Annotated in this window: 14 protein-coding genes and 1 pseudogene; 8 read left to right on the top strand and 7 right to left on the bottom strand. The window is 21.1% G+C overall.

Features of this window, described 5'->3' with window-relative positions; all coding sequences use genetic code 4:
• The first annotated feature begins 107 nt into the window (after window positions 1-107).
• Window positions 108-1,058: an IS30 family transposase gene (locus AAHM79_RS00560; RefSeq protein ID WP_342257204.1), complete on the top strand. Its 951-nt coding sequence runs from the start codon at window positions 108-110 to the stop codon at window positions 1,056-1,058.
• 182 nt (window positions 1,059-1,240) lie between these two features.
• On the opposite strand, the gene AAHM79_RS00555 is transcribed toward AAHM79_RS00560, so the two are convergent.
• The 3 genes from AAHM79_RS00555 to AAHM79_RS00545 are packed head-to-tail and all read right to left on the bottom strand — an operon-like array spanning window position 1,241 to window position 2,415.
• On the bottom strand, window positions 1,241-1,747 hold the full coding sequence (locus AAHM79_RS00555) for an OTU domain-containing protein (protein ID WP_342257829.1): 507 nt from the start codon (window positions 1,745-1,747) through the stop codon (window positions 1,241-1,243).
• 50 nt (window positions 1,748-1,797) lie between these two features.
• Window positions 1,798-2,169, bottom strand: a complete 372-nt coding sequence (locus AAHM79_RS00550) for a hypothetical protein (RefSeq protein ID WP_342257828.1) — start codon at window positions 2,167-2,169, stop codon at window positions 1,798-1,800.
• Between the two features lie 60 nt (window positions 2,170-2,229).
• Window positions 2,230-2,415: a hypothetical protein gene (locus AAHM79_RS00545; protein ID WP_342257827.1), complete on the bottom strand. Its 186-nt coding sequence runs from the start codon at window positions 2,413-2,415 to the stop codon at window positions 2,230-2,232.
• 207 nt (window positions 2,416-2,622) lie between these two features.
• Here AAHM79_RS00545 and AAHM79_RS00540 point away from each other — a divergent pair, with 207 nt between their 5' ends.
• Window positions 2,623-3,039 carry a hypothetical protein gene (locus AAHM79_RS00540; RefSeq protein ID WP_342257826.1) on the top strand — a complete coding sequence of 139 codons (417 nt, stop codon included), beginning with the start codon at window positions 2,623-2,625 and terminating at the stop codon, window positions 3,037-3,039.
• Between the two features lie 98 nt (window positions 3,040-3,137).
• Here AAHM79_RS00540 and AAHM79_RS00535 read toward each other — a convergent pair whose 3' ends face one another.
• Window positions 3,138-3,332, bottom strand: coding sequence for a hypothetical protein (locus AAHM79_RS00535; protein ID WP_342257825.1), 195 nt, complete (start codon window positions 3,330-3,332; stop codon window positions 3,138-3,140).
• Between the two features lie 165 nt (window positions 3,333-3,497).
• On the opposite strand from AAHM79_RS00535, the gene AAHM79_RS00530 reads away from it, so the two are divergent.
• Window positions 3,498-4,742, top strand: coding sequence for an ISNCY family transposase (locus AAHM79_RS00530; RefSeq protein WP_339038837.1), 1,245 nt, complete (start codon window positions 3,498-3,500; stop codon window positions 4,740-4,742).
• 142 nt (window positions 4,743-4,884) lie between these two features.
• On the opposite strand, the gene AAHM79_RS00525 is transcribed toward AAHM79_RS00530, so the two are convergent.
• A complete protein-coding gene (locus tag AAHM79_RS00525) occupies window positions 4,885-5,202 on the bottom strand; it encodes a hypothetical protein (RefSeq protein ID WP_342257824.1) in 318 nt (105 codons plus the stop codon).
• The gene (locus AAHM79_RS00520) at window positions 5,203-6,153 is read right to left on the bottom strand and encodes an IS30 family transposase (protein WP_342257823.1); all 951 of its coding nucleotides are present in this window, start codon (window positions 6,151-6,153) and stop codon (window positions 5,203-5,205) included.
• 461 nt (window positions 6,154-6,614) lie between these two features.
• On the opposite strand from AAHM79_RS00520, the pseudogene AAHM79_RS09590 reads away from it, so the two are divergent.
• The 5 genes and pseudogenes from AAHM79_RS09590 (at window position 6,615) to AAHM79_RS00485 (ending at window position 12,147) form a co-directional block, all read left to right on the top strand.
• A pseudogene (locus tag AAHM79_RS09590) lies at window positions 6,615-7,788 on the top strand (IS3 family transposase).
• A gap of 89 nt (window positions 7,789-7,877) precedes the next feature.
• The gene (locus AAHM79_RS00500; protein ID WP_342257819.1) at window positions 7,878-8,726 is read left to right on the top strand and encodes a lipoprotein; all 849 of its coding nucleotides are present in this window, start codon (window positions 7,878-7,880) and stop codon (window positions 8,724-8,726) included.
• A 388-nt stretch (window positions 8,727-9,114) separates the two neighbouring features.
• The gene (locus AAHM79_RS00495) at window positions 9,115-9,495 is read left to right on the top strand and encodes a hypothetical protein (RefSeq protein WP_342257818.1); all 381 of its coding nucleotides are present in this window, start codon (window positions 9,115-9,117) and stop codon (window positions 9,493-9,495) included.
• A gap of 55 nt (window positions 9,496-9,550) precedes the next feature.
• Window positions 9,551-11,230 (top strand): hypothetical protein, encoded by a 1,680-nt coding sequence (locus AAHM79_RS00490; RefSeq protein WP_342257817.1) that lies wholly within the window; start codon window positions 9,551-9,553, stop codon window positions 11,228-11,230.
• Window positions 11,231-11,241: 11 nt separating this feature from the next.
• Window positions 11,242-12,147, top strand: a complete 906-nt coding sequence (locus AAHM79_RS00485) for an ABC transporter ATP-binding protein (RefSeq protein WP_342257816.1) — start codon at window positions 11,242-11,244, stop codon at window positions 12,145-12,147.
• 133 nt (window positions 12,148-12,280) lie between these two features.
• On the opposite strand, the gene AAHM79_RS00480 is transcribed toward AAHM79_RS00485, so the two are convergent.
• The gene (locus tag AAHM79_RS00480) at window positions 12,281-13,231 is read right to left on the bottom strand and encodes an IS30 family transposase (RefSeq protein ID WP_342257661.1); all 951 of its coding nucleotides are present in this window, start codon (window positions 13,229-13,231) and stop codon (window positions 12,281-12,283) included.
• Window positions 13,232-13,391: the final 160 nt, after the last annotated feature.

Here is a 13,391-nt window from a genome sequence, read left to right as displayed (position 1 = left end):
TTTGCTGAATTATACTTGTAAGTGCAAGTAAATAAAATTGCAAAAAATTCTCATATAAAAATTTCATAATGCTAAATTTAGTTTAGAAAAAAGTAAGGAGTTTTTATATGAGTTATAAACATCTTGGCATAGATGAAAGGATTTATATTGAGAATCAATTGAAATTTAAATTTAAAATTAGTGAAATAGCTAAAAATCTTAATCGAAGTATTAGTACTATTATTCGAGAAATTAATAGAAATAAAGATAATAATCATGATTTTTCATTAATTGCACAAAATAAAGCTGAAAATCGAAAACAATCACATATTAGTTTTCATAAGTTTAAAAATAAGAATTTAGTAAAATATGTACAACAAAAATTACTATTAGGTTGATCATCTGAACAAATTTATGGCAGAATTAAAAATTTTCATAAAGAGTGAGTTATTAGTTTTAAAACAATTTATACTTGAATTTATTTTGGAATGCTTGATAAAGTTACTAGTAAAAATTTAAGAAGAAAAGGTAAAAAACGAAAATCTAAAGAAAATCGTGGAAAGTTTAATGGTAAATCAATTAAAGAACGAGATATAAATGTTAATGATCGTATAACACTTGGTCATTGAGAAGGAGATACTATAGTATCATCACGAGGTAAAAGCAAATCATGTTTAATAACTTTAGTTGAAAGAGTATCACGATTTACTTTAGCAATATTAGTTAAAAACAGAACTACTAAAGTTATTAATAAAAATGTCAGTTATTATTTATCAATTCTTCCTAAAAACATTGTTAAAACTATTACTTTTGATCGTGGCAAAGAATTTTCAAATTGACAACAACTTGAAAAAAATTTAGATGTAAAAATTGATTTTGCCAATCCATATTCACCTTGACAAAGAGGTACTAATGAAAATACTAATGGTTTAATTAGAGAAAAATTTCCTAAAAAATTTATTTTTTCAAAAACTAATAAAAATGAAGTTCATAAATTTATATTATCTTTAAATCAAAGACCGAGAAAAATACTAAATTATCTTTCACCAATCGAATATTTGGATAGAAAAATAATTTAGTTGCACTTACCTTTACAATTTAGCAAATAAATAAAAATAAAATAAAACTTATTAAAGAAAACTTTAATAAGAATTTTTGAGTTATAAAAGTAAGTATTATTGTTGACTAATATTTTTGAAGTGTTAAGATTAACTTACAATTGCATATTGAAGTCTAAATTATTCTCGTCTAAACTTATAATTTAAAGACAAATTTGAATATTATTGACAACATCGGTATGCTCCCTAATTTTACAATTTAAAAGATTGGTCATTGCTTCGATTTCAATTGATCCGCCTCAAGTACCATTTTTTCTCATTTTTTCTAAAATTATTTTTATTTGATTTTCTTCATTAATTTCTTTTTTACCTTCTTTATTAAAAAATTTATTAGCAATTTCACTATCTAACAAAGCGGATCTAAAATTAGCTTTATTACTTGGACGTTTTGTATTTAAATTTGTTTCAATATAATCACAAATACGATCACGAAAAATTTTAACTAATTTTTCATTTTCTTTATCAGAAAAATTAAAATCATCAAAATTAAAAATTCGTTCTCAACCTATTTCAATACCAAAAAGTGATGTATATTTATTTTTAAATTCTTCTGCATTAATTTTAACTTGTTCTAAATATGAAACCATTACTGCTCAAAATAAACAGTTTCCATCTTGTGGTACATTTATTAAAATATTAATATTTGCCATTTTAGTTAACAACTCTTTCTTTTTTAAATTAATTAATATTATTTTTAAGTTTACATTAAACTGAATGTTTTTACTTTTGATTTTACTTTTTCTTTAAATTCTTTATTAATTTCAGTTAGATTTAAAAGTGAATCAGTTGCTGATAAACAATTAGTAGTGCTTTTTATACCTGCTGTTATTTGTCCTATAACTGGAATACAAGAAGTTGTTGTTGCAATTACAGTAGTAATGTCAGAAATAATTTTTTTCTTTTTGGGTTTTTCTTGGATTTTTTTAACTTGATTTTTCAAATTTTCTATATTGATTTTAATCATTAATTTTTCTAAAAATTCTTCTTGGATTTTTTTATGATTTTCAGATTTTTCAGATTTTTTTATAATAGACTTCTCTTTTTCTATGCTAAATTGTAAAGGTAAGTGCAACTAAATTATTTTTCTATCCAAATATTCGATTGGTGAAAGATAATTTAGTTACACTTACCTTTACAATTTAGCAATATCAGTTTCATTCTTATGATAAGTTAAAGTTAAAAAACTTAAAATTTTTGCATTATAAAAATTATGTAATGCTTTTTGAACTAATTTACATTTAGTACGAACATTATTATTTCTTAACTTAGTATCATTACCAATATTTTTTACACCTAATTTATTTCTTTCATTTCTCAAAATATCAATAGGTAAAACAACATTTTTAACATAACAAGCATAAAAAATTTTTTTAACATAAAAAATTATATGAAATATTCATTTATAATCATTCCTGTAAGAATTCTTAATTATTAAAAATTAATGATTTATAAATAAATATAAATCTTTATATATCTTATCATAAAAAATAAAAAAAAGTATCAATCTTTACATTTGCGGTGAAAAATGATACTTAACCAAGATAAGTATATTTCTAAAGTAAATTCTTTTGAAGTTGATTATAAATTTTTAGTTTCCGATTATATAACAGCATGTATAGATGAACAAGGAGTAAATTTCATATTAAATTATTACAATAATTATAGTGATGAATCATCATGAATATCTGCTGAAAAATATTTATTACCATATTTAAAATCTTTAAAACCAATAAATAATACTAGTTGAGGTGATTCTATTACTGAAAAAGATTATAAAGATTGAGCATGAAGGTTTTGATTGAATGATAGTAGACTGGCTAAAAAAAATAATTCAAAATCTATTTTAGAAAATTATGTTAATAAAAAACCAGATTTTAAGTCTATTGATATAAGATCACAAAGAAGTGGTACAGGTGATGCAGATCTTACTTGAGAAATTTAAAAAAATTCTTAATTTAATTTTTATACCATTTCTGCTTAATTAATAAAAAGATGATTACCAAAAATAATCATTGGAATGGTAACACTTTTTATTAATACTTACAATATATTACACTTTTTACTTTTGTTATCACTTATTTCTGATTTCATGCTTTTATTTTTTATATTTAACTTTTCATATTCTTCATTAACTTTTTGAAAATTTGGCTCATTTACTATTTTATTTTGTTCATTTTTATCATTGCTAAAACCAGCCTGACTGGCATTAACAACAACTTGTCCGGCAGCATACATAGTATTCCCTCCTAAATAACATTAATATAATGTTTAGTAATATTTTAAATCTTTAAAAATAAAGTACAAGTAAAAATACATTATGTCATTATTTAGTGATAATTTCCTATTAGTTATCGAGCAAAAATTTCCCAAAAGTAAAGTTAAATATACTTGGTGATAAATATGGAAAGAAGCATGACTATGAAAGAAAAATATAAGTTTAATATTATAAATGACATTATTATTAATAAATTATCTAAACATCAAGCTAAGAATAAACTTAACCTAACTATTAGAAGAATTAACCAATTAATTCAAATTTTCAATAGAGAAGGTAAAGTTGGTTTTATTCATAAATCCCGAAATAAAATTTCTAATAAAACAACAAATTTTGAAATCAAAATTAAGATTATAAATTTATATAAAACCAAATATTATAATTTTAATTTTCAACATTTCCATGAGAAATTAAACAATGAAGAAAAAATTAAAATTTCATATAGTACACTTTATACTATATTAATTAAAGAAAAAATTACTTCACCAAAAAGACATAAAAATAAGAAAAATAACTTGCATCCTACAAGAAACCGAAGAACAAATTTTGGTGAATTAATTCAAATGGATGCAAGTAATCATCATTGATTTGGTAAGGATAAACCAAAAGCTTTTTTACATGCTGCAATTGATGATGCTACAGGCAATATTGTCGGACTATGATTTGATCATCAAGAAACATTAGATGGTTATTATAATGTTTTTTATCAAATTTTAACTAAATATGGCATACCAAAAACATTTTATACTGATAATAGAACAGTTTTTGGATATAAAAAACAAATCGATGCTGGCAAAATAAACACGGAAAATGATACTTATACTCAATTCCAAAAGTCTTGTAATGATTTAGGTGTTGAAATTATTAGAACTTCCATTCCACAAGCTAAGGGTAGAATCGAACGCTTATTTGGAACACTTCAAAGTCGCTTAATTAGTGAACTTAGACTTAATAAAATTAAAAATTTAGAAGAAGCTAATCAATTTCTTAAAATATATATAAGTATTTTTAATAAGCAATTTGCCTTACCTATTGATAATAATAAATCTGCTATGATTAAAGCTCCAAACCAAGAAGAAATAAATATTTATCTTTCAAGATTTTCTAAAAGAAAAACGGATAGTGGTTCAACTATAACATATTATGGTAAAAAGTATTTTCCTTATAAAAATAGCAAAGTTCAATACATACAACCTAGAACTGATGTAATTGTACTTAAATCGTTTATTAATGAGTTATATCTTAGTTATAATCATCAAATATATGAATTAAAAGAAATAGCACCAAAACCAATTATCAAAGAAGAGTTGATAAAAACTAAAAAGGTTTATATACCAAATAAAAACCATCCTTGAAGATATGGATACTAATAATACCAAATTAAAATTAGATAAAATTCTTTTTATAAAAGATTATTTTTGTGAATACTTAAACTATATAAAATTTTAAATCGTTTGTCGAGCAGCAAATTTGATGCCTTAAAATTGATTTTAAAGATATAAAAAAATAAAATTATACACCACCAATAGCACAAGCACCAGAAGCCATTGTTGTAATACCACCAACAACATTACCAATTATGGGAATAGTATTTAAAGCACCATTAACAATAGTTAATGTGTTTTCACAATTTAAATTTGATTTATTTTCTAGATTTAGAAGTCTGTTGTCAAGTTCATTAACTTGTTTTTTTAAAGTTTCAAAATCTGCTTTGATTCCTTGAATATTTTTGTTTAATTCATCTAACTTTAATTCATGTTCAATTAAAGTTGAAATATAACTTCAATCTCTTATATAACCTTTTATGCTAAATTGTAAAGGTAAGTGCAACTAAATTATTTTTCTATCCAAATATTCGATTGGTGAAAGATAATTTAGTATTTTTCTCGGTCTTTGATTTAAAGACAATATAAATTTATGAACTTCATTTTTATTAGTTTTTGAAAAAATAAATTTTTTAGGAAATTTTTCTCTAATTAAACCATTAGTATTTTCATTAGTACCTCTTTGTCAAGGTGAATATGGATTGGCAAAATAAATTTTTACATCTAAATTTTTTTCAAGTTGTTGTCAATTTGAAAATTCTTTGCCACGATCAAAAGTAATAGTTTTAACAATGTTTTTAGGAAGAATTGATAAATAATAACTGACATTTTTATTAATAACTTTAGTAGTTCTGTTTTTAACTAATATTGCTAAAGTAAATCGTGATACTCTTTCAACTAAAGTTATTAAAAATGATTTGCTTTTACCTCGTGATGATACTATAGTATCTCCTTCTCAATGACCAAGTGTTATACGATCATTAACATTTATATCTCGTTCTTTAATTGATTTACCATTAAACTTGCCACGATTTTCTTTAGATTTTCGTTTTTTACCTTTTCTTCTTAAATTTTTACTAGTAACTTTATCAAACATTCCAAAATAAATTCAAGTATAAATTGTTTTAAAACTAATAACTCACTCTTTATGAAAATTTTTAATTCTGCCATAAATTTGTTCAGGTGATCAACCTAATAGTAATTTTTGTTGTACATATTTTACTAAATTCTTATTTTTAAACTTATGAAAACTAATATGTGATTGTTTTCGATTTTCAGCTTTATTTTGTGCAATTAATGAAAAATAATGATTATTATCTTTATTTCTATTAATTTCTCGAATAATAGTACTAATACTTCGATTAAGATTTTTAGCTATTTCACTAATTTTAAATTTAAATTTCAATTGATTCTCAATATAAATCCTTTCATCTATGCCAAGATGTTTATAACTCATATAAAAACTCCTTACTTTTTTCTAAACTAAATTTAGCATTATGAAATTTTTATATGAGAATTTTTTGCAATTTTATTTACTTGCACTTACAAGTATAATTCAGCTTATTTAAAAGTGGAGCAGTTAATACTCACAATTTAAATCAATAACTTGAACTAAAATATTTCATAATTTTGTTCTCCTTTGAAAGTAAATATAAAAATATTTACTTTCAAAACAAAGCAACTTTTATTTGTTAAATTTTACTTCTTTTTTATTTTTTTTTGATAAATATTTTTGGGAAATTTTCACTCGATATTGACAGTAAAAATACATTTATTTAGTTTTTTCATTCAAAAGCAAGTTAATTACATCTATAAACTCAATTAGTTCATAATAAAGTTTATAGATGGGCTCCAATTTATTGGACACTAATTACGTAGACAAGTTAACAAATTAATTAAAAGAAAGGAACTATAATTATGACCAATATTAACTCATATTCAAATGAATTTAAAACACAAATAGTAGCTTTATATCAAAGTGGTAAATCATTATCTTGTCTTGCTAAAGAATATAATGTTACAAGAGCAGCTACTTATAATTGAATTAAGCAATTTACTAATTCAGGCAACTTTAAAGCTAAAAATAATCATTCTATTGAAGAAAATGAATTAATTAAATTAAGAAAATAATTAAAACAGTTACAAATGGAAAATGATATTTTAAAGCAAGCAGCACTAATAATAGGCAAAAAATAGAAATTATTGCCAATAATAAATTTAAATATAAAATTCGCACAATGTGTCATTTTTTAAAAATTTCTAAATCAAAATATTATTTTAATTTAAAGAAAAAAGAAAATAAAATTCAAAATAATATTTATTATGAAACTGTTATTAGTGCTTTTAAAATAAATGTGTTTATGGAACAAGAAGATTAAAAGTCATACTAAAAAACCAAAAAATTTATTTATCAAGACGAAAAATTAAAGAAATTATGAATAAACATAATTTAATATCAAAATATACCAAATTAAATTATAAAAACCATAATAAAGTAAATGATGAAAAAATCACCAATCTTGTTAATAGAAACTTTAATAATAAAATTAAAAATGAAGTTATTGTTGATGATTTAACTTATGTTCAAGTTATGGTAAATGAAACTATATTTGCTTATTAATTGACCTATACAACCGCGAAATTATTGGACATAGTGTGTAGATACTAAAAAAATGCAGCATTAGTACATCAAGCATTTATGCAATCAAATCGCTGTTTAAAAGATATTCAAATATTTCATAGTGATTGTGGTAATGAATTTAATAATAAAATTATTGATAAATTTTTATTAGCATTCAATATTAACCATTCTTTAAGCAAAAAAGGTTGTCCTTATGACAATGCTGTTGCTGAAGCAATTTTTAAAACTTTTAAGACTGAATTTATTAATGATAAAAATTTTACATCATTAATCCAATTAAAATTCGAATTATTTGATTATATCAACTGATACAACAACATAAGAATCCACAGCATTCTAAACTACTTAACTCCAGTTAAAGCCAAAAACAAATGTCTACCAAAAAATAGTCCTAAAAAGTGTTACCATTCCAATTATCAATTCTTTCTCTTTTTTTTCTTTCTTAACTAATTATTTATGCAGTAAGCATATATGAAGATTTATTTTAGAAATATTGTAAAATTTTAATAACAAAATTTAGAATTTAGGGGGTAAAAGATATGAAGAAATTACTTAGTATGTTAGCAGTAATAACTTTAATTGGAACAGCAAGTACAAGTGTTATTGCTTGTGGTGGTGGTCAAGAACCAATAAGTCCAATAATTAATAATGGGAATAGTATACAAGAATTATTAATTAAAACACAAGATAAAATTAAAGAAGGATTTGGAGATTTAACAAATTCAAATGCAAATTTATTTTTTCAAGATGAATTTGTATCAGGTAAAGATTATTTTAATATTTTAAAAAATCTTTCTTCTGAAAAAGAGGTAATTATTGATAATATTAATCTTATTAATGCTTTTACTAAAAGAATACGAAAAATAATTAATATTAATATTACTAATAAATTAATACTTGATAATAATTTAAGATTATTATTTAATGGAATATCAAATGATGATATATTAAAGATTTCTACTAATAGAAGCAATTTTAAAAAAGTTCCTTTTAAATGAAAAAAAGAAGAAGTTAATTTTGGCATTCAAAATTATAGTCCAGATAAATTAAATATAGAATTTTGATATTCTATTAAAATAAATTTAAATTTATTATTATCATATAAAGATGATAATAATAAATTGCAAAATAAAGATTTAAATCAAGAATATATTATATATTTTGCAAACACAGGTGCAAATATATTTTCAGTAATTCAAGCAGCCTCATTAGAAATTAAAAATAAAATAGAAGATTATCTTGTGAATATTGATATAACTAAAGATAATCATAACATAATTGATAAAGCTAAGGAAATTTTACTTAGAATATTAAATAATAACAAGATTGTTATTAATGAAAGTACCTTTTTGGAAAAAAATGATGTAAAAATTAAAAAATATATATAATGAAGCAAATCATTTTTATAATGCATTTAATAAATCAAGGATTGATTCAATAGATTACTTAAAAGAATATTTTAATATAATAGTTGAAGATTTTAAAAAAGATTTAGATAAATGAATTGATTCGAATTTAAGTAGCACAACAAAATCAAAAATTGAAAAAGATAAATCAAATATTAAAAATTTTGGAAAAATTTAATTAAATAATTGAACTATTTCAGGTTTAACCTTAGAAAGAATTAATTTTAATTTTATTACAATTCGTAAAAATCAGACAAGACAAGAATGAGTAAATTTTGTATCTCAAGCATTAGGAAAAATTTTTTCTTTAGATGGTTTTATTAAAATCCCATTTAGTATTATTAACGAAGAAAATGCATTAATTATGTATATGGATAAAACAGACTTTAATTCATATGTTTCTGAAAATAAAAGTTTATTCGATGTTAATAATTATTTTAGTGAAAAAATGAAAGAAAAAGCAATAACAGAAGGAGTAATTTCTAATAATACAGAATTTAGAATACTATTAAATGGTTGCTGAAAAGAAGATGCAACTTTGAAAAATTCTGAATTTATTCGAAACATAGATGCTTCTACACTAGAAGTAATTAAAAATCCTTTAAATTATTATTCTTACTTAAATATTACTATTGACGATTTTAGTTTTATTTTTGGTAATAAAAAAGCTAGAGATAATACAAATAAAAATAGTTATATAACATTTAATAAATTAATAATTAAAAAATCAGATAGTAATATTTGAAATTAAAAGTAATATATAACAAATTATAGGTTTAATAATAAATTTAAAAAGAGGATTTTTTATGAAAAATAAAAGTAAATCTTGAATTAAACTTTTTGAATTAATTTTATTTAAAATTAATCATTCTTTCATTACAATTTTTTTATTTTTATTTTCATTATTATTTTCTTTAATAAGTTCTTTAATTTTATTTTCTTTAAATTTATCAAATGATATCATTTTTAATGATTTTCAATATTATTTTATTATTTTTTATAACATTCTTTTATTTATTTTTGTTGTAATGAATGCTATAAAAATATTTGGTATTCCAATTGAAGATAGTTCTTTTTTACTTTTAATTACAAAACCATATTCAAGAAAAAATATTATTCTAACACAATATATTGTTCTTTTTTTTAATAATTTCATTTTTATTTTATTTAATTTGATAGTTTTATTAATAATAGCTGCCACTTTTGGTTTTATATTTAATGAACAATATTTAATTTTTCATGTTATTACTATTTTTAAATTTTTTGTTTTTTGTTTTTTGTTTAGTATTTTATTAACTATTGCTGTTGTAGTATTATTAGCATTTATACACTCACAACCTGTTTTTTTAATTTTTAGTATTTTTTGTAGTTTATTTTTATTGGGTGGTTTGCCTTATTCATTTAATAAAATAAAAACTGATAACATTATTTTGAGTTTTAAAAATAATGACTCATATAATGTAAGACAAATTAAAAATTCAATTTTGTTTAAGGAAAATTTAAAAAATAATTTAATTAAATATCATAATTTAACAAAAAGTATTTTTACTTTTTATTCTGGATTAACTTCTTTAGAATTAAGTGACATTAATTCAGAAAATGTTATTAATAAAAGAATTAATTTTTATAGAAGTTTAGGACTTATTGATCAAGATTCTGTAGTCAAAAAATTTGAAGGCAAAGTTACAATATGAAGACCAGTAGATTATATTAATAAAACTATCATATTACAAATAACTTTTAATAGTTATTTTAAAGATTTAGATTTTTTAAAATTAAACTTAAATAGTAATAAAATTTTTCAAGATTTATTGGATTTAATAAATGATTATAATCTTGAATGTAATAACATTAATACATTTATGTTAACACAAAAAACTAAAGCAACAACTTTATTAATTTCTGACAATGATATTCATAAAAGTTTTATTGCTATTAAAGGAGAAACTGATAGTAAAAAAGCAATTAATGATTATGAAATTAAAGATATATTTTTATCAACTTATAAATATCAATTTGATTTTCGAAATCAATTTAACAAAATTTTCTATAACCCAGTATATTATGTTATTAGAACAGTTGAAGATTACATTTATGAACAAGTTCGCATTTATAGTAATATCATTAACAATGATATTACTATAAATAATAACTATAAAAAATACATTAATTCTGTTAATACATATCAAATTTTAAATTATATAAATATTATTGAACATTGAAATCAAATATGAACTTATTTTATGGGTTATTATGGTGATTTTTGATTTGAAATTTACCCTTTTTCTAATATTGATTTTGACACACAAAAAAATACTTTATTTAGTTATCATGATTTTAAACTAAATTTTATTAAAAATAAAATAAATATTGATAAAATTGAATATTTTCAAAATATTTCAATAATTACTTATGTTTATATTATTATTTCAGTTATTTTATTTTATGTATCTTATGTAATATTTTTAAAGAAAAAAATTAGTTAGGAGTGTAAGAAGTGAATAACAATATTATTATTAATGTGGAAGATTATAGTATTAAATTAAAAAAATTTAATATTAGCAATATTAGTTTTAAAGTTATTAAAGGAACTATTCATGCTTTAGTTGGCCAATCTGGTAGTGGTAAATCTGTTTTATTAAAATCAATTATTGGTGCAATATCTGATAATAATTATAATGGTATTATTACTATTAATAATTATAAAGCTGGAAGTGCAAAATCAAAATCCAGTTTAGGATTTTCTTTAAATTTAGAAAATTTTCCTCAAGATTTAACAGCTTATATTTTTTTAAAAATGTTAGGACGAGCAACAATTATTAGTGATGAAATTTTAAATCAAAATATAAAAAAGTATTTAATAATGTTTAATTTATGAGAACATCGTAATAAAAAATTAAACTCTTTTTCTTCAGGAATGAAAAATCGTATTATGATAATTCATGCATTAGTTAATGATCCAGATCTAATAATTTTAGATGAACCAGGAGCTAATTTAGATTCAGAATCACGTAAACAATTTAATAATATTTTAAAAGATTTAAAATCAAAAGGAAAAACTATTCTTTTAACTACACATATGATTAATGAAGTTAAAGATATCATTGACAATTTTACTATTATGGAATTAGGAAAATTACTTTATGACGGTTCAATAAGAACTTTTAATATTAATAAAGTTTGAATTTTAATTACTAGTAATATTTTGATTACTATAAAACTGTTAAAAAAATATAATTATAGATTTAAGTTTTATGAGCAAAATAATGAACTTTTGGTTATATTAGAAAATAAAGAAGTTATTGATAATCTTAATTTTATATTATTTAATAATAAAATTTTTATTCAAACTCTTTGTAAAAAAGAAATAGATTTATCATATATAAAACTATTTTTTACTTAATAAGTAGTGATTTTTTTTAATTCATAACCTTAATTGTTTAATTTGAAGACTTTGCTCTTTTGATTTTTCCATAAAGTTCTCCTTTTAAACAAATGAAATCTACGTTGATGCTAAATTGTAAAGGTAAGTGCAACTAAATTATTTTTCTATCCAAATATTCGATTGGTGAAAGATAATTTAGTATTTTTCTCGGTCTTTGATTTAAAGACAATATAAATTTATGAACTTCATTTTTATTAGTTTTTGAAAAAATAAATTTTTTAGGAAATTTTTCTCTAATTAAACCATTAGTATTTTCATTAGTACCTCTTTGTCAAGGTGAATATGGATTGGCAAAATAAATTTTTACATCTAAATTTTTTTCAAGTTGTTGTCAATTTGAAAATTCTTTGCCACGATCAAAAGTAATAGTTTTAACAATGTTTTTAGGAAGAATTGATAAATAATAACTGACATTTTTATTAATAACTTTAGTAGTTCTGTTTTTAACTAATATTGCTAAAGTAAATCGTGATACTCTTTCAACTAAAGTTATTAAACATGATTTGCTTTTACCTCGTGATGATACTATAGTATCTCCTTCTCAATGACCAAGTGTTATACGATCATTAACATTTATATCTCGTTCTTTAATTGATTTACCATTAAACTTGCCACGATTTTCTTTAGATTTTCGTTTTTTACCTTTTCTTCTTAAATTTTTACTAGTAACTTTATCAAGCATTCCAAAATAAATTCAAGTATAAATTGTTTTAAAACTAATAACTCACTCTTTATGAAAATTTTTAATTCTGCCATAAATTTGTTCAGATGATCAACCTAATAGTAATTTTTGTTGTACATATTTTACTAAATTCTTATTTTTAAACTTATGAAAACTAATATGTGATTGTTTTCGATTTTCAGCTTTATTTTGTGCAATTAATGAAAAATAATGATTATTATCTTTATTTCTATTAATTTCTCGAATAATAGTACTAATACTTCGATTAAGATTTTTAGCTATTTCACTAATTTTAAATTTAAATTTCAATTGATTCTCAATATAAATCCTTTCATCTATGCCAAGATGTTTATAACTCATATAAAAACTCCTTACTTTTTTCTAAACTAAATTTAGCATTATGAAATTTTTATATGAGAATTTTTTGCAATTTTATTTACTTGCACTTACAAGTATAATTCAGCAATTAATTTGTTAGTACAGTTAACGCTGTGCAAGAGAGTATAGCTCTCGAATTCCC

The organism is Spiroplasma endosymbiont of Nomada ruficornis (assembly GCF_964030795.1).
GTDB lineage: Bacteria > Bacillota_I > Bacilli_A > Mycoplasmatales > VBWQ01 > Spiroplasma_E > Spiroplasma_E ixodetis_A.
The sequence above is the reverse complement of the archived record's forward strand: the minus strand, read 5'-3'. Positions and strand labels throughout refer to the sequence as shown.